Origin of the sequence: Clostridium sp. DSM 17811, from assembly GCF_018861905.1 — a bacterium.
GTDB classification, from domain to species: Bacteria; Bacillota; Clostridia; order Clostridiales; family Clostridiaceae; genus Clostridium_AD; species Clostridium_AD frigoriphilum.
On the sequence record NZ_JAHLDU010000021.1, the window covers coordinates 13681 to 31006 of the forward strand.

Annotated in this window: 17 protein-coding genes and 9 tRNA genes; 6 read left to right on the forward strand and 20 right to left on the reverse strand. The window is 30.7% G+C overall.

Annotation, left to right across the window (positions count from 1 at the left end):
* Positions 1–89: 89 nt before the first annotated feature.
* The 3 genes from KPL44_RS19310 to KPL44_RS25885 form a co-directional block, all read right to left on the reverse strand.
* Positions 90–749, reverse strand: a complete 660-nt coding sequence (locus tag KPL44_RS19310; protein WP_216253396.1) for an NAD(P)/FAD-dependent oxidoreductase — start codon at positions 747–749, stop codon at positions 90–92.
* 55 nt (positions 750–804) lie between these two features.
* Complete coding sequence (locus KPL44_RS19315; RefSeq protein WP_216253399.1) at positions 805–1467, reverse strand: hypothetical protein; 663 nt, start codon at positions 1465–1467, stop codon at positions 805–807.
* Between the two features lie 263 nt (positions 1468–1730).
* Positions 1731–1856: a hypothetical protein gene (locus tag KPL44_RS25885; protein WP_301182983.1), complete on the reverse strand. Its 126-nt coding sequence runs from the start codon at positions 1854–1856 to the stop codon at positions 1731–1733.
* A 513-nt stretch (positions 1857–2369) separates the two neighbouring features.
* Between KPL44_RS25885 and KPL44_RS19320 the strand changes: the two genes are divergently transcribed.
* Both KPL44_RS19320 and KPL44_RS19325 read left to right on the forward strand, forming a co-directional pair.
* Entirely contained in the window at positions 2370–3356 is a 987-nt protein-coding gene (locus KPL44_RS19320) for a DnaD domain protein (RefSeq protein ID WP_216253401.1), read from the forward strand.
* Positions 3349–4329: an ATP-binding protein gene (locus KPL44_RS19325; RefSeq protein ID WP_216253403.1), complete on the forward strand. Its 981-nt coding sequence runs from the start codon at positions 3349–3351 to the stop codon at positions 4327–4329. Before KPL44_RS19320 ends, KPL44_RS19325 begins: the two co-directional genes overlap by 8 nt.
* 158 nt (positions 4330–4487) lie before the next feature.
* On the opposite strand, the gene KPL44_RS19330 is transcribed toward KPL44_RS19325, so the two are convergent.
* The 8 genes from KPL44_RS19330 to KPL44_RS19365 form a co-directional block, all read right to left on the reverse strand.
* Positions 4488–4562 (reverse strand) — tRNA-Thr (locus KPL44_RS19330).
* A gap of 7 nt (positions 4563–4569) precedes the next feature.
* Positions 4570–4646 (reverse strand) — tRNA-Asp (locus KPL44_RS19335).
* Positions 4647–4651: 5 nt separating this feature from the next.
* A tRNA-Val gene (locus KPL44_RS19340) sits at positions 4652–4727 on the reverse strand.
* A 13-nt stretch (positions 4728–4740) separates the two neighbouring features.
* Positions 4741–4815, reverse strand: a tRNA-Glu gene (locus KPL44_RS19345).
* Positions 4816–4830: 15 nt separating this feature from the next.
* A tRNA-Thr gene (locus KPL44_RS19350) sits at positions 4831–4905 on the reverse strand.
* 9 nt (positions 4906–4914) lie between these two features.
* Positions 4915–4991: transfer RNA gene (locus tag KPL44_RS19355), tRNA-Asp, on the reverse strand.
* Positions 4992–4996: 5 nt separating this feature from the next.
* Positions 4997–5072, reverse strand: a tRNA-Val gene (locus KPL44_RS19360).
* Between the two features lie 13 nt (positions 5073–5085).
* Positions 5086–5160: transfer RNA gene (locus tag KPL44_RS19365), tRNA-Glu, on the reverse strand.
* A 336-nt stretch (positions 5161–5496) separates the two neighbouring features.
* Between KPL44_RS19365 and KPL44_RS19370 the strand changes: the two genes are divergently transcribed.
* Complete coding sequence (locus KPL44_RS19370; protein ID WP_216253405.1) at positions 5497–6726, forward strand: NAD(P)/FAD-dependent oxidoreductase; 1230 nt, start codon at positions 5497–5499, stop codon at positions 6724–6726.
* 511 nt (positions 6727–7237) lie between these two features.
* Here the strand turns inward: KPL44_RS19370 and KPL44_RS19375 are convergent.
* The gene (locus KPL44_RS19375) at positions 7238–7987 is read right to left on the reverse strand and encodes an acyl-[acyl-carrier-protein] thioesterase (protein ID WP_216253407.1); all 750 of its coding nucleotides are present in this window, start codon (positions 7985–7987) and stop codon (positions 7238–7240) included.
* Between the two features lie 274 nt (positions 7988–8261).
* On the opposite strand from KPL44_RS19375, the gene KPL44_RS19380 reads away from it, so the two are divergent.
* The gene (locus KPL44_RS19380; protein ID WP_216253408.1) at positions 8262–8855 is read left to right on the forward strand and encodes an ECF transporter S component; all 594 of its coding nucleotides are present in this window, start codon (positions 8262–8264) and stop codon (positions 8853–8855) included.
* Between the two features lie 40 nt (positions 8856–8895).
* Here the strand turns inward: KPL44_RS19380 and KPL44_RS19385 are convergent, their stop codons facing one another.
* From KPL44_RS19385 to KPL44_RS19400, 4 genes are all read right to left on the reverse strand, one after another.
* Positions 8896–9081, reverse strand: a complete 186-nt coding sequence (locus tag KPL44_RS19385; RefSeq protein WP_071614767.1) for a DUF1858 domain-containing protein — start codon at positions 9079–9081, stop codon at positions 8896–8898.
* Positions 9082–9331: 250 nt separating this feature from the next.
* On the reverse strand, positions 9332–10618 hold the full coding sequence (locus KPL44_RS19390; protein ID WP_216253409.1) for an adenylosuccinate synthase: 1287 nt from the start codon (positions 10616–10618) through the stop codon (positions 9332–9334).
* A 158-nt stretch (positions 10619–10776) separates the two neighbouring features.
* Positions 10777–12189, reverse strand: coding sequence for an NAD(P)/FAD-dependent oxidoreductase (locus KPL44_RS19395; RefSeq protein WP_216253411.1), 1413 nt, complete (start codon positions 12187–12189; stop codon positions 10777–10779).
* A gap of 286 nt (positions 12190–12475) precedes the next feature.
* Complete coding sequence (locus KPL44_RS19400) at positions 12476–13438, reverse strand: 3'-5' exoribonuclease YhaM family protein (RefSeq protein ID WP_216253414.1); 963 nt, start codon at positions 13436–13438, stop codon at positions 12476–12478.
* 307 nt (positions 13439–13745) lie between these two features.
* On the opposite strand from KPL44_RS19400, the gene KPL44_RS19405 reads away from it, so the two are divergent.
* Positions 13746–14000: a hypothetical protein gene (locus KPL44_RS19405; protein ID WP_216253416.1), complete on the forward strand. Its 255-nt coding sequence runs from the start codon at positions 13746–13748 to the stop codon at positions 13998–14000.
* 55 nt (positions 14001–14055) lie between these two features.
* Here KPL44_RS19405 and KPL44_RS19410 read toward each other — a convergent pair whose 3' ends face one another.
* Positions 14056–14967, reverse strand: a complete 912-nt coding sequence (locus KPL44_RS19410) for a C40 family peptidase (protein WP_216253418.1) — start codon at positions 14965–14967, stop codon at positions 14056–14058.
* A gap of 618 nt (positions 14968–15585) precedes the next feature.
* Here KPL44_RS19410 and KPL44_RS19415 point away from each other — a divergent pair.
* Complete coding sequence (locus KPL44_RS19415; RefSeq protein WP_216253419.1) at positions 15586–16263, forward strand: VTT domain-containing protein; 678 nt, start codon at positions 15586–15588, stop codon at positions 16261–16263.
* Positions 16264–16354: 91 nt separating this feature from the next.
* On the opposite strand, the gene KPL44_RS19420 is transcribed toward KPL44_RS19415, so the two are convergent.
* The 3 genes from KPL44_RS19420 to KPL44_RS19430 form a co-directional block, all read right to left on the reverse strand.
* Positions 16355–16430, reverse strand: a tRNA-Thr gene (locus tag KPL44_RS19420).
* A 32-nt stretch (positions 16431–16462) separates the two neighbouring features.
* Positions 16463–16789 (reverse strand): zinc-ribbon domain and TM2 domain-containing protein, encoded by a 327-nt coding sequence (locus KPL44_RS19425; protein WP_216253421.1) that lies wholly within the window; start codon positions 16787–16789, stop codon positions 16463–16465.
* A gap of 147 nt (positions 16790–16936) precedes the next feature.
* Entirely contained in the window at positions 16937–17326 is a 390-nt protein-coding gene (locus KPL44_RS19430; RefSeq protein WP_216253423.1) for a hypothetical protein, read from the reverse strand.

Genomic DNA, 17326 nt, shown 5'->3' on the forward strand with positions numbered 1-17326 from the left:
AAATATAATATTTATTCTCAAAAAAAACAAAAACGCCTATTAAGCGTTTTTAATATGATTTTTAAAGCTATGATTACTCAAGTCGATTATTACAGAACAGCTAGTGTATCCTCTTTAAATTTTTCTAGTCCTATTCTTGTTATGAAATCGCCTAATTTTTCTCCCATGTTTCCTTTATCCTTATAATACGTTATCAAAGTATCAACCAAAATTAACACTTGTTCCTCAGTTAATTTTTCTGCAATGATATCCGCAATTCTAGGCGTAAATCCCCCGCTACCACCGGCTACTATTATATATCCCTCTTTATCACCAATTACACCTAAATCCCTAGAATAAACACTAGTGCAAGCATTTTTGCAACCAGCTACTCCAATTTTTGTTCTACAAGGCATCTCCATACCATGGTACCGCTTATCTAAAAGCATTCCAATTTTAAGGGAATTCTGTTTTGCTCTTTTACAAAAAGCCGCTGGACACATATGAACATTTTTTACAGAGTTTAGAGATTTAACAGCTGGACTCATACCTAGTTCTTCCCATACCTTCGAAACATCTTCGCAATCAAGCCCTAGTATTGCAATTCTCTGACCCGAGGTCATCTTTAATACACCTTTGTATTTTTGCGCAACACTAGCTATCTTCGAAAGCTGCTTTGGGGTTATAAACCCTCCTGGAATATGAGGTGTTACACCATAAGTTCTTTTCCCATCTCTTACCTTTTGAAGTACAGCATGTTTAGGTTCCATTAAATTGCCTCCTATTCCATGGAGAGCTTAACAATTATTATATCCCTCTCCACATTTACTTTCTTGTAATTTTATTTACTCCAATTATACCATTATGCTCTATCGCTTTAATGAAATTATAAGTATATTCATCATTTGAATTTTCAACAAACGCTTTAGTCCATTCATGTCTAAGGTTATAAAATATATTTACGTCTCCATTTACCGTTTCCCAATAAATTTTATGAATACAACTTGTAGTTTCCCATTCAAATATATTCTCTTCCGATTTTATAGGCCTTGTTACTCTATCACAAGGCATGCCTTCTAATAGATAATTATTAAGTGCATTAAATACTTCTTCTGGGCTTCCCGGCATTTCTTTTGCTCTTGACATCTCACCGACTGTTTTACCTTGCTTTATAAAACATTCATGTGCAATAACTTCTGCTTCTTTTTCATTCCCCTTAATCATTTCTGTTACTATAAATGCTATTCTCGTTTCAACCTTTTCAATTTTATCTGAAAGCCACCCATGTATATTAGATACATCAATTATATCCTCTATACTTTTACTTGTGTCTATTGGACTACCGTAAGCTAGTGACCTTTCAATAACATCCTTTGCATTATCACCATATTTATCTATATATACTTTTTTTAATTTTAACTCTAAGTCCTCTGCTAATAAAATTTTACTAAATACCCATGTGTGAATAGGTGCTAAAAAAGCGCTCATTATTATTCCTCCAATGCTAATTTTTTTAATCTACAAATCTATAGCTCAATAATACTGTATATAAGCTAAACTTACTGTAACCTACGTTACCATTTTAGATAATACTTAATTTAATTGTTATCTGTTGCAGAGACCTAGGAGATGCTTAAATCTAAAAAAAATAAAGAGAGCATTTAATGCTCTCCTACCACTCATTTTTTAAAAAGCTGTTAATTATCATTTATTACGCTTTAATACCCTTTAGAATTCTGGAAGAAATTTAATTATTTATCGACTCTTATTGCTGATTTACGTTTCGCCTTCTTCATATCAGACGCCTCAATAGTTTCTGGCTTTTGGGGTTTATTATCCTTTTCTTTAGCCGGTGTACTCATTTCTTTATATGGCATAAAATCACTCCTTTATAAAGTATTTTTTACTTTTAATGAAATTTTATTCATATATATTTTTTCACCTTATATATTTTTGAGTCCTCCATTTACTATTACCTCAAAACACAAATGTGGTCCTATACTGTCTTCAACACTTCCTAGCTATCCTATTTTCACGCCTTTCTTTATATATCACCCTTTTTCACGAGAATGTCACCACAGTGTGCATATGTACTTTCTATGGTGTTACCATGTTATAAGTAGCACATATATAACGATTTTTTGTCTTAAAATATTCGATATTATACCTCCTATGACACTTGCTTAATATGCCCTTTTGTACCATAACTTAAACATTATTCAAATATTCTTTTATTTATATTTTTAAGTATATGGTATACTATAGGTTCAATAATAAAATTTTTATAGATCAAAATATACTATATAATTATTATCTACATTATATAGATAAACTTAATTTTAGATGTTAAAATACTAATTCTAAAATATAAAAAGGAAGGTAGTGACTTTATGAGCACTTTCATGTTTAAAAATGAAAATTATAAATATACTCCTGTGAGTAATATTTTTATAGATAAGTTTATGCCTAGAGCTAGAGGGGAATTTGTTAAAGTTTATCTTCTCGGACTAAAGTATTGTGCATCTGGAGAAATAGGTGCTACATCTTCGGTAATAGCAAATACTCTTGGACTTTTAGAAACGGATGTCGTTAATGCTTGGAACTACTGGAATGATGAAACCATAATTAAAATGACTCCAATTGATAATATGGGTAATTTTAACATTGAATTTTTAGACCTTTTAGATGTCCCAAATGAGAATATACAAAATATAAATTTACTCGAGGAATTAACCAACTCTTCAATAAAGGGCATGCTACAGGATATTGAAAAACTATTAGCCAAACCATTATCACCAAAAGAAATGACAATGTACCTAAGCTGGCAAAAAGATTATAATTTTCCCCCAGAATTAATACTTCTATTAATTCAATACTGCGTATCAAAAGGTAAGGTTGATTATAGGTACATTGAAACCATTGCCATTGCATGGCATGATGCAGATATTAAAAATATTGAAGATGCGCAATCTTATATAAAGAAACATGAGGATAAATGGATAAACATTAGAAAAATATTAAATTATCTAGGGATTAAAGCTCCCGAAATAATGAAACCTCAGGAACAAATACTGGATAAATGGATAAATGTTTATAAATTTTCTCTCGAAATTATATTTAAAGCTTGCGATATTTGTTTTGATAGACTTAACAGAGCTGATTTTAAATATATTGATGGGATTCTAAATAGTTGGTTTAAAGACGGCATAAACTCGCTTCAGGACATAGAAAAGAAAGATAAAAAACATGCACTTACTACCAAACGCAATACTGCGGGTGGTAAACCTACTAAAGGCAGCTTTAATGATTATGAACAAAGAGCCTACGACTTTGATGAACTAGAAAAAAAATTACTAGGATGGGATAAAAATGATTAAAGGTTATCAAACCAAGATATTAAGTATATATGATCAAATAAGACAAGAAGAAGAATCTGACTTTAGGAAAAGGAAAATTCATATAGAAGAAACTCATCCTGAAATTATTGGATTAGATAAAAAAATAGGTAAATTGTGTATTGAATTATCTATTAGTGCCTTGAAGAATACTGATAATAGAGAAAGCCATTTACATGACTTAAAAGAAAAAATAATGGATCTAAGGGTAAAAAAATCTGAGCTATTAGTATCTAATGGCTTTGACATGGAGTACCTTAATTTACATTATAGATGTAATAAATGCCGCGATACCGGATTTATTGGGAACACTAAATGCTCTTGCTTTAAACAAAAAGTAGTAGATGTTTATTATACTGGATCTGAATTAAAAAGCATGCTCAAAACTCATAATTTTGATAATTTTAAATTGGATTATTATCCTTCTAGGAAAAGTGAACTTGAATCAATATCTCCAAAAAAGAACATGGAAAAGATTTTATCTATATCTATGAGCTTTTTGAAAAACTTCGACACTACTGATGAAAATTTATTGTTTTACGGGAGTTCTGGAACAGGGAAAACATTTCTGTCTCATTGTATTACAAAAGAATTAATTGATAAAGGTTCCTTTGTAGTATATAGGACGGCTGAGGAATTAATAAGGGCTTTAAAAGATATTAGATTTAATAACAATAGTGCTTTAGAAGAATTACTAATAGATTGTGACTTACTTATTATAGATGATTTAGGTACCGAGCAGCTTTCAGATTTTAATAAAGCTGAACTGTTTAACTTGCTTAATACTAAGTTATTAAAACAAAAGAAGATGGTAGTATCTACCAATTTATCTCTTGAAAGTTTACTTAAAACTTATGCAGAAAGAATAACTTCTAGATTATTTGGCAATTTTACTGCGTGCAAGTTCTTTGGAGATGATATAAGAATAAAGGAAAACTTGAGTAAATTAAAATAGTATTAAAATATAATTAATAATAGAAAGTACATATTACTGCAAATACATTTGTAATAATATGTACTTTCTATTATTATACACTTTTCTAAAATGACAATAAAATCTAATAATTTTTCAGTGAATTAAAAAAAGTTCTAAACTAATGTTTAGAACTTTTTTGGAGCTAGCAATAGGAATTGAACCTACAACCTGCTGATTACAAGTCAGCTGCTCTACCGTTGAGCCATGCTAGCAAAAATATGGCGACTCAGAAGGGACTCGGACCCTCGACCTCTGCCGTGACAGGGCAGCACTCTAACCAACTGAGCTACTGAGCCATATATGGTGGGAACAACAGGGTTCGAACCTGTGACCCTCTGCTTGTAAGGCAGATGCTCTCCCAGCTGAGCTATGCTCCCATATATGTTTTGGTGGTGACTCCTAGGGGAATTGAACCCCTGTTACCACCGTGAAAGGGTGGTGTCTTAACCGCTTGACCAAGGAGCCTTATTAAATTTTAAATGGAGCTAGCAATAGGAATTGAACCTACAACCTGCTGATTACAAGTCAGCTGCTCTACCGTTGAGCCATGCTAGCTAATAAAAATGGCGACTCAGAAGGGACTCGGACCCTCGACCTCTGCCGTGACAGGGCAGCACTCTAACCAACTGAGCTACTGAGCCATATATGGTGGGAACAACAGGGTTCGAACCTGTGACCCTCTGCTTGTAAGGCAGATGCTCTCCCAGCTGAGCTATGCTCCCATATATGTTTTGGTGGTGACTCCTAGGGGAATTGAACCCCTGTTACCACCGTGAAAGGGTGGTGTCTTAACCGCTTGACCAAGGAGCCATAGTCGTTGTCACTTTATTGATTATGTAGTTGGGTCTCGCAACCCGACATAAACTATAATACCTAATTTTTCTTAATGTGTCAACATATTTTCTTGTTTTTTTCATTCTTTTTTTTTAATATAGTATATAACCCTAGTAAATTCAACGGTTTAAGCTTTAAATAAATTTTATGTTTTTTTTGATATATTACTATTCGCTGCTAAATTTTAGACAGACTTTATGATTTTATATGAAATTATATAAAATCCATGTTCATCCTACTCATTTTAGGGTAAAATTATAATCAAACAATTTATATTACAAACATAATTTTTTCTCGAAGGGAGAGATTTTCTTGAAACATACTCTTATAATAGTTGGCGGAGGCGCTTCCGGTCTAACAGCTGCTCTTATAGCTAAGGATTTTGGTATAGATGTAGCGATAATCGAAGGAAGCGATAGAATTGGCAAAAAAATATTAACTACTGGTAACGGTAGATGTAATATTAGTAATGATAATATAAATAGCGATAGATACCACAGTGATAATCCTGGTTTCTTTGCAGATACTCTAAATTCTTTTTCTGCAGCAGATACTATAGATTTTTTCGCTTCTTTGGGCATACCTTTGGTAACCGTAGATGGAGGTAAAATGTTCCCTATGTCTATGCAGGCCTCCTCAGTTCTTGATATATTAAGATTTTCTCTAGACGAAAAAAACATTCCTGTCTATACAAATAGCAAAGCTAAGGAAATAACTAAAACTAAGAAGGGCTTTAAAATTTATAGCTCAGATAATAGTATATATGAATGTGACAGGTTGATTCTTGCTGCTGGTGGCAAATGTGCCCCTAAAACAGGTTCTGACGGCTCTGGATATACATTGGCAAGGCAATTAGGTCACGATGTGCTTCCTCAAGTACCCGCCCTTGTACAGCTTAAATTAAACTATAGTAGATTAAAAGCTTTATCTGGAGTAAAATTTGATGGCTATGGAGAAATATTTATAAATGGCTTACGTGTTCAAAAGGAATTTGGAGAAATACTCTTTACGGACTACGGCATTTCTGGCCCTCCAATACTTCAACTTAGCAGGACTGCAGCTTATGGCTTATCTAAAAGTAATAAAGTTTCTTTAAAAATTGATATGTTACCAAATATTAGCCGTGAAGATCTACCAAAGTTTTTGAACAAACATTGGTCATTATTTGAAAGTCGCGACCTTTGTGATTCATTTATTGGCATAATTCACAAAAAACTTATTCCAATAATTTTAAAAGAAGCCAAAATAGAAGATATGCATAAAGCTTGCTGCGATTTAGCGTTAATAGAAAAAGAAGCCATTTATGATTTGCTTAAACATTGGCAATTTGAAGTATCAGGCACTAATTCTTTTTCAAATGCCCAAGTTACTGCGGGGGGGATTAATACAAAAGAAATTAACCCTCAAACTCTAGAATCTAATATTATAAAGGGCCTGTTTTTTGCAGGTGAAATATTAGATGTTGATGGAGATTGTGGTGGTTTTAACCTTCAATGGGCATGGAGTTCTGGTGCTGTTGCAGGAAGAAATGCTTCCAAATAGATTTTCTTAGTGTTTTCTTATATTATGCTATAACAAAAAGTAAATAGTGCTCGGATTGCTTTCACTTCACCAAGTAATTCTAAAATTTATATTATTTTCATCTGCTAAAAATCACAAACTCGCTATCGCTCAAACATGTGATTTCCTTTACGCATCTGCAAATAATATAAATTAAGAATTACTATGGTTCGCTCAAATGCATCCTATGCACTATTTACTTTTGTTAGCATAATATAAGAGAATACAATTTTAAACAATCACTCAACATTACCAAACCCAAACAACACCCGTATGGCTGTTTCATCTAATATAAACAACAAAAATATAATTGATATTAGTATCTAAAATCACAATTAATATACTCAGTAATTATTCGGTTTTATGGTTGTGACGATTAATATAAAATTCACAAAAATCACAACTTCAACTGTACTCATTTATTCGTTAAAACCATATCAAGCAATATATACTTTTCGTTATAGCATATTCTAAAAAAAGTAATTCTAATCTACTATATCCAGATACTTTCCAAAAATGTAATCTCAACACCCTCTTCATTTATGATTCTATGTCTACATATTGTTTTATCAACTTCTTTTATAACCTGTGTGCTTACTTTTATGATTTCACCGTATTTTGTTTCCTTTATGTAAGTCACCTTAATATTTTTAAGTTCTTTATTTAATATTATGTCCTCAGGTATTGTCTCTATTGCCCATGCTGCATATTTCACATTGTTTACATGCATATTTGTATCAATATCGCTGTATCTCACCTGGAAACTCTTCTCATTATCTACTTCATTTATTGATAATATATTATCAATATTTTTCAATGTATTTGGACTATCCTCTATGCCATAAACTTCATATAATTCTTTTGTAACTCTTATTGGTCTTCTTGTATCTGTGTTTATTAAAATCCAAATTGAATCAGCATGTCCTATTTTATTTCCTTTACCATCAAAGATATCATATTTCCTATCTGCATAAAACTTTTTAAAAGAATGTGCAAATGTCTCAACCTTTATGGTCTCGTTAAGAAGCGGGTAAGACTTAATTTCTATATCCCATTTATATAAGACCCAGGCCATTTTATTCTCTTTAAGGTAGTCTATTCCAACTCCTAAAGTTTCGCTTTGATACATCGCCATATCTCCTAGATAATTCATTATACTTGTAATCAGAACTCTTTTTTGTATGTCTACTTCATAATAATGAATGTTATACTCTCTGCTTGTAACCACTGGATTTTTACTCATCATATCACCCCTATATTTTTTATAAGTACATAATATCTAATAATTTTGTTATTAATAATTTTTTTATACTTAGATTATATCAAAATAAACTGCTTAAATATTCGATAATAAGTTAATATAAATATAAACTTTGATAAATTTTTATTTATCTATGTAATTGTTATGAAATAAGTGATAAAATATTGTTGTCAGTATTCATTACGAAACTGAACTATAAATAAGGATTATGAATAGGTCGACTTATATCCTTATGGAATAAGAGCGGAGGGAACACATGATTAATAACAACTCTATTAAAATTAGAAAAATAAAAACAAGTGAACTTACAACCATTGGTATGCTATCAGCTGTTTGTGTAGTACTTGGATTAACTGGATATGGTTTTATTCCACTTCCTGGTGCCAAAGCTACTATAATGCATATTCCGGTTATTATAGGTTCAATTATAGGTGGCCCTATAGTTGGAATGACGATTGGTTTAATATTTGGTGTTTTTAGTATTATACAAAACATAACCGCCCCCAATATACTATCTTTTGCTTTTATAAATCCTTTAGTATCTGTATTACCAAGGGTTCTTATTGGTCTTACTTCGTACTATGTTTATAAACTAAGCTTTGGTAAAAATGAAAACCTAAGAATTGGACTTGCTACCGTAATTGGTTCTTTAACTAACACATTTGGGGTTTTAACTATGGTATACATTTTATACGCAGCTAAATTCGCCGTTTCTAAGGGCATAGATCCTTCTATTGCTGCAAAAACTATTTATGGCATTGCTATAATAAATGGTGTTCCAGAAGCCATCATAGCTACTATAATTACCATTCCTGTTATATTGGCCATTAAAAAAATAAGAAAAACTTAAAAAACAAGACACTTAGCATTTGCTAAGTGTCTTAATTTTTTTATGCGTTTATTGCAGTCATTAATTCTTCTAAATTAAGACCATGAACCATTGATGCTTCTTCTAATGTTTCAGCTTGTGCTGAAGGGCATCCAACACAACCCATTCCAAAATTCATTAATACTTGAACTGATTCTGGTTTTTGTCTTACAACTTCGCCTATTGTCATATCCTTAGTTATTTTCATATTATATACCTCACTTTATTTTAGTTTGAAATAATTATATCAGAATTTGACTAGTTAATAAATAAAAATATTCACTAACTTTAATTCTCATTCTCATTGTATTCTATATACTTAAACTTTACTAGTACGCACTTTTTTAATCTTTAGTACCAATTTGTATACCTTATGCATATTTTCTATATTATTTATATTTTCCTATAATATAAAAAACATACATGAGTATAAAACAATTTAATATAATATTTATATACTATATTTCGGTTAATACCATTGTTTGATCTCTTTTAGGACCTACTGAAACTATTGAAACTTTGACACTCGTAAACTCTTCAATTCTCTTTAAGTATATTTTAGCATTTTCAGGAAGCTCTTCATAACTTCTTGCATCTGCTATACTTGTGTCCCAACCATCAAATTCTTCATATATAGGCACGCACATAGCTAAATCTTCAAGACTTGCTGGGAAATAATCTATAATACTACCCTCAAATTTATATCCTACGCATATTTTGATTTTTTTAAGTCCTGCTAAAGTATCTATTTTTGTTACAGCAAAACTAGTGATTCCAGAAACTCTTGCTGCAGATTTTAATATAACAAGATCAAGCCATCCACATCTTCTTGCTCTACCTGTTGTTACACCAAATTCAAATCCTTTTTCGCGAATCCATTCTCCCGTTTCATCCTCAAGTTCTGTTGGAAATGGTCCTTTTCCTACTCTTGTAGTGTAAGCCTTAGCTACTCCTACGACACTTGTAATCATAGTAGGTCCTATTCCTGCTCCAACACAAACTCCACCTGCAATAGTGTTTGATGAAGTTACAAAAGGATATGAACCATAATCTATATCAAGTAAAGTGCCTTGTGCTCCTTCAAATAAAACATTTTTTTCAGCTTTTATTGAATCATAAACTTTAACTGATATATCTTTTACAAAAGGTCTCATCCTATCTGCATATTCTAAATACTGTGTATATATTGTATCAAAATCTAAAGCTTTTCCACCCAAAACTTTTGTTATTATATCATTCTTAATTGTTAAATTAGCTTTAAGTTTTTCTTTTAGAACATCTTTTTTCATTAAGTCACAAACTCTAATTCCACTTCTTTCAAATTTATCAGTGTAACAAGGGCCTATACCTTTTTTAGTAGTTCCAATATCATTTTTACCTCTAGCTATCTCATATAAATTGTCTAACTCTTTATGGTAAGGCATTATAACCTGAGATCTATCACTAATCATTAATCTTTCAGGTGTTATATTCTCACCTAAATCTTGTAGATAGTCCATTTCTTTAAATAGAGCCTCCGGATCTACAACAACACCATTACCTATTACATTCAATTTATTCTTGTATAGTATTCCTGATGGTATTAAGTGAAGTTTGTATTCCTTATCTCCTACAACAACAGTATGACCTGCATTGTTTCCGCCTTGGAATCTGACTACAACGTCTGCTCCCTCAGCAAGATAATCTGTCATCTTACCTTTACCTTCATCACCCCACTGGGCCCCTAAAACAATAAATGCTGACATATAAATTCCTCGCTTTCTTTCAATTCGCAATAAATTTCTTAGATCCCTTGGCGCTCAAACTTTATTGCCTATTATGTTTACTTTATATCTAAATTATACACTTTAAACATTCATATAACCAATTATTTAAATTAATCATCATCGAAGGTGCTGTAATCTTAATCTTCCTTTGTAGTTATATCTCTTGCTACTATGACTCCAGTTGCAGATGCTTGCATTAGCCCTCTAGTTATTCCTGCACCATCCCCTATAGTATACAAATTGTTAATTGCTGTTTCAAACTTATCATTTGTACTAAATTTACTAGAATAAAACTTAACTTCTACGCCATATAATAATGTATTTTTACTATATAACCCTGGAGCTATCTTGTCAAAAGCCTTTAATGCTTCTACAATAGACGTTAAATGTCTTTGTGGTAATACAAAACTTAAATCACCTGGTACTGCCGATTTTAGGGTAGGCACTGTAGTTGACTTACTTAATCTATTAACATCTGTTCTTCTTCCCTTTAGTAAATCCCCGAGTCTTTGAACCATTATTCCGCCACCAGTTAACATATTACCTAACTGAGCTATATATTTTCCATAACCAATAGGCTGATTAAATGGCTCTGTAAAACTAGTAGATACAAGCATTGCAAAGTTTGTATTATTCGTTCTAAGCTTTTGATCTGAGTAACTATGACCATTTACAACTGCAATAGTATTATCATCATAATACTCTGCTGACACTACTCCACCTGGATTCATACAAAAGGTTCTAACCTTGTTACCAAAGGTATCAGAATAATAAACTAATTTTGCCTCATATAAGTCCTTTGTTAGATGATCCATAACAGAATTAGGTACCTCTACTCTTACCCCAATATCTACCGCATTATTAGTAACCTTTATGCCATGTTTTTTAGCCTCATTTGCAATCCACTCAGCCCCACCTCTACCAGGAGCAGCTACAACGTATTTCGCATTAACCTTAAATACACCGTCTTTATTCTTTAATAATACTCCAGTAGCTTTATTGTCCTCAATTATTATCTCTTCCACTTCACTAAGTTCAACAAAGTCTGTATTTGTATTGTCTATTAAATGATGATACATAGATTTTAAGACTTCATACGCAAGTTCTGTTCCTAAATGCCTTACCGGGCACTCAACAAGACGAATATTGTGTTTACTTGCCTCATATTTAACGTCCTCTACTTTATCACTGTTAAGTCCATAGACCTTTTCATTTGCTCCAAACTCTATGTATATATCATCACAGTATTTTATCAATTTTTTTGATTCATCTTCAGACAAATATTCTAGAAGTCTTCCACCAACTTCTGGGCTTAGCGAAAGCTTACCATCTGAAAAAGCTCCAGCTCCAGCCCATCCATATGTTATTCCACAGGGATTACATTTGACACATTTACCATTGATCCTCGCTGGACATTTTCTTTTCTCTATATTTCTTCCTTTATCAACTATAAGTACACTGAGTTCAGGTTTTTTATTAGCAATTTCCAGTGCGGTAAATATTCCCGCTGGACCGGCTCCTACAACAATTACATCGTAAAAATTTTTCATTTCATATGCCTCCTTATATTACTCCGTATAGAATAAAAATTATCAATGGTAACCATACTCCTTAATATTAGCAGAGCAATATTAAGGAGTCAATACAAAATACGAATATTAGTAATTTGTTTTTAATAATAGTTCGTGTATATTATTATTAAAGTACCCTATATACAAATTTAAAACAAAAATGCACTTATTCATATATATTGAATAAGTGTATTTTTCCATTATTTAATTGCAAACCTCTCCATTATACTTGCTATTTTTATCACGTTTATTAATATATTTTTGTCTATTTTTTAAGAAAACTATTATAAATACTTATATTATCTAAGGATCTTATTCTTTCTGAAAATTTACCTTCTTTTGTATCCCCCAAGGCTTTATTCATATCATACATTCTTGCATCCATTATGTCTAAATGATGTAACATTTCTGCTTCTGGTATCATTGGTTTTTTAGGACTTCCATATTCTGCTTCATAATGATGAGCAAGTACCATATGTTCTAACAACATTGTTACCTCTTTATCCGCTTTAACCTCAATACTTGCTGTTTCTATCATTTTAACTCCTTGAATTATATGTCCTAGAAGTTGTCCTTCCACTGAATACTCACTTACAATTCCAAGCTCACTAGCATTCATCTCATATATTTTTCCAATATCATGAAGTATTATACCTGCATATAACAAATCTGTATTTAGAAAAGTATAAATCTCGCTTAATTTTTCTCCTGCCTTAAGCATAGTGGTTGTATGATATAAAAGCCCTGATCTTATAGCATGGTGATTAGACTTAGCTGCCGGGTAATGCATTAGTTTCTCTTCATTATAGGTTAAAATATTAGTAACTATATTCTGAATATCTATATTTTCAATTTTAGATAAGTAGTTTAAAACATCATCATACATCTTTTCTGGTGAGTAAGGTGCTACTGCCACATAATCACAAATTTTTACGTTGTCTTTTTCCTCTGTTAATCTTATTGCTTCAATTTTTAATTGAAGTTTTCCTCTCCATTCATTTACAGTTCCCTTAATTTTAACTAATATGCTTTGTCTAAACTTACTTTCTAATTCATCATTGCATTCCCAAAGTTTTGCATTTATATCACCTGAGGCATCACCTAAATTAAAATCCAAATATTTATTTGTATTGCTATTATTAGAAACTTTTGTGTCTACAGACTTTACAACAAAAAAGCCTTCAATCCTATCCCCTTTTTTTATTTCACTTATCTTCTTCATTTCCATATTTATCTCCTTATATTGTAATAAATGTATTATATAAAATACGTTATGATGATACAGTCAACTAATGTTTCTACACTTATAAAGTGAATCACATAACTTTAATATCTCTATCAATTATACATCATTATTCTTTATAAATTAAACTAATTGTTTTATAGCTTAACTATTAATTTTCATTTAACAAATACTTTGATCTAACAGATTAAAATATTAAATAAAATATAAGTTTACTAATGTTTCCCAGAATATTTACCGTTGCTAAACTATATTGTTTAAGTTATAATTTTTTAATAACGGAGGTGTACACATGAACGTTAATTTTTCTAATATTAATCTTAATACCATTATTATGTTTGCATTAGCATTGTTACTTGCTTATCTTGGTATTGCCGTATTTAAAATGGTTGGAAGGATATTAAGTATTGCACTTGGTATATTTCTTTTAATATATGTCCTTCAACAAGTAGGTATTACCGTTCCTGTATTAACTGATATTCTTGCCATTTTATTAAATGTGATAACCCCAGTTATAGATGCTGTTAAACATCTAATTGGTTTGTAAACATCAATAATATTTATTTTTAATGAAAGGATTAATAGGACAAGCGTAAATTAGCTTATTTTATTAATCTTTTTCCTATTACAAAATTATTATTATAGTATCCAGTTAATAAAGATATTTTAATACAATCACCTGTCTTTGGTGATTGTATAAACTTATTGTTCCCAACATATATACCAACATGGGATACTTGATTAGGTATTGCTAAGTTTGTTCTAAAAAACACCAAATCTCCCTTTTGAAGACTATTTATATTAATTGATGAACCTACATTTACTTGATCCATAGTTGTTCTAGGTAAATTTATACCTATGCTTTTATAAACATACTGCACAAGACCTGAACAATCAAATCCACCACTTACATACTTACCCACAACATTAAATTTAGCCGGTGTTGAACCTCCCCATAAATATGGCATGCCCAAAAATGTATTTACGTATGCCATTAACCTATCAATATCCTTATCCCTAGATGATTGGGAATTAACTAGGCTTATGTAAGTTTTAGATGTATACCCTACTTTACCATTATATATAATTTTATAAAAACTATTTTGCGTTCCATATATATTTACTTTAAGACCTTTTTTTATAATTTCTATAATGTTGTCACCCATAGCAGCTTCTTTTCTCACATTTAAACTATATGCTGTAACAATACCTGTTCCCATAGATTTTAACAGTGATATATTCACACTGCTTGTACTATTTATTGTCGTTATTTTAACATATGAACTGTATATATATCCAGTCTTCCCTTTATAATTTATTTTATAGAAGTTTCCCTCTTTTCCAAGTGTATTCACCATAGTATTTCTCAAAAGTGAAGTTATAATAGGAGATGACAGTGAAGATTTTTGCCTTACGCATAATGAACTTGCATTTATTATTCCACTATCAGCAAATACAGTATGTGAACTTGCCATAATAAATAAAACTGCTATAAAAGTTATTATTTTTTTCATATACCCATCTCCAACAATTACATATTATTACTTTTGTTGGTATTATTGTAACATGGATCGGCTATTTTTTATATACTTATAATTAAATATAATAATATGTACTATTACTTTTATACTTTATAACACAAAAGTTACGAGGTTATAATTATACCCATATATAGAAAAAAGCAGTTAAGATTAAACCTTAACTACTTTTCTAACTCGCTATTGTTTTAATTTATTACCCTTCTATATCCTATGCTTAAAAATTCTTGCCACAAGCAACTAATCTTTTATCACTTTTTATTAATTTGCTTTTGTCTACTCCAACCTTAACTTTTATTTTTTTCATATACATTCAACCTCACCTTATACGTAATTACACTTTAAGTGCTCAAACAGTAACCTTTTAACTTCTTATTTTTCACATCTACTAGTATTATTACCAATAATATTTCATCTTAATCAACTTCCATTATTATATATATGGTGAATATATATAAATAATGCTTTTTTATAAATAACATAATATTTACATACCCATTTGATATTTATACAACAATTTGTGATTATAATTAAATTAACAATAAGATAAGTTAGTTAATCAAATGGAAATAAAATGATTACAAAGGAGAAAATATGGATATTTTAATTAATTTTATAAATGAAATAATGCATATTGATACGTATTTAACTTTGATAGTGCAGCAGTATGGGGTATTAAGCTATGTTATTCTTTTCTTAATTATATTTTGCGAAACAGGTCTAGTTATCACACCATTCTTACCAGGAGACTCCATGTTATTTGCCGCAGGAGCTCTCGCAGGGATTGGATCAATGAATATATTTACTCTTCTAATAGTGGTATATATTGCAGCAGTACTCGGCGATACTGCTAATTACCATCTTGGCAAAACTATAGGGAAAAAGATATTAGAAAATGATACCATAAAGTTTATTGACAAAGATTACTTAAAAAAAGCTCAAATATTCTATGAAAAACATGGCTCAATGACAATCGTAATAGGCCGTTTTATTCCAATAATTAGAACCTTTGTCCCCTTCGTAGCTGGTATTTCTAAAATGAATTACTCAAAATTTATACCTTATAATATTCTTGGCGGTGGATTATGGGTAAGTTTGTTCCTAGGTGGAGGATACTTCTTTGGCAATTTATCTTTTGTTAAAACTCATTTTTCTTATATGTTAATAGCTATAATGATCATTTCATTACTCCCAGGAATTATAGTATTCATGCAAGAAAAAAGTAAGAAAAATGGAGATATGCAAAATGATATTCCAAGTACTGAGATATAATTATTAGCTATTTATATATAAGCAATAAAAAATGAGTGTATCAAGATGATTAAAAATCGTCTTGATACACTCATTTTGTTTGATTTACAATTGGAGCTGAAAAAGGGGATCGAACCCTCGACCTACGCGTTACGAGTGCGTTACTCTACCAACTGAGCTATTTCAGCATATATTAAAAAGTTCTAACTATTACATTTGTTTAATAACGATACAAATTTTTGTTAAGTTTTAATCCATTTGCATCAGTAAATACATTGGTAACAATCAAAATTAAATCAACTAACACCCATATTCCAAAACCACCAAAAGTTAAAATCATTAAAATCCCTGTACCTATTTTCCCTACATAAAACCTATGGATACCTACTGCACCAAAGAAAATACACAGCAACAAAGTGAGTAGCCAGTTTTTCGAACTAATATTTCGATCCTGCGTCATATTAGTTTGAATCAATAAATTAATGCCACAAATTTTACAAAAATTAGATCCATCATCATTTTGAGAATTACAATTATGACAGAACATTGAATCACCCTTTTTTATATTATTTGGAATACCTTATTTATATTTTATCATATGTGTCAATACTTTACTATATATATAAATGGAGTATTTATTAAAAAGTTATAAACTTAAACATATAGATAGGAGTGACTTTTACGTCACTCCTATCTATAGAGACATATCTTTTACGCAGCTAAGCCTTTTCATATAATCACTTTCAACAGAATCTATATCTTTTTTTTGTTTCTCCTCTTTTATTTTGTTACCATCAACTAAATCGCTAGTCTTTAAATCAGAATCTGGCATAGCACTTTTAAAAAGATCCCCAACTATATTACCTATATACTCTTTAACCTGCGGATTATCTAAAATATTTGCAATATCTACAGTATCTAATTTCTTAACTTTATCACCATAGTCCCTATAAAACCTTAACGCTTGCTTAATAAGTTTGGAATTATTTATACCCTTCTTCTCCATATTACCCACATAATTTATTAAATCTTTGTCTGTTTCATCTCCTAAATTTGATGATACAGTTTTACGGAGTGCCCCCAT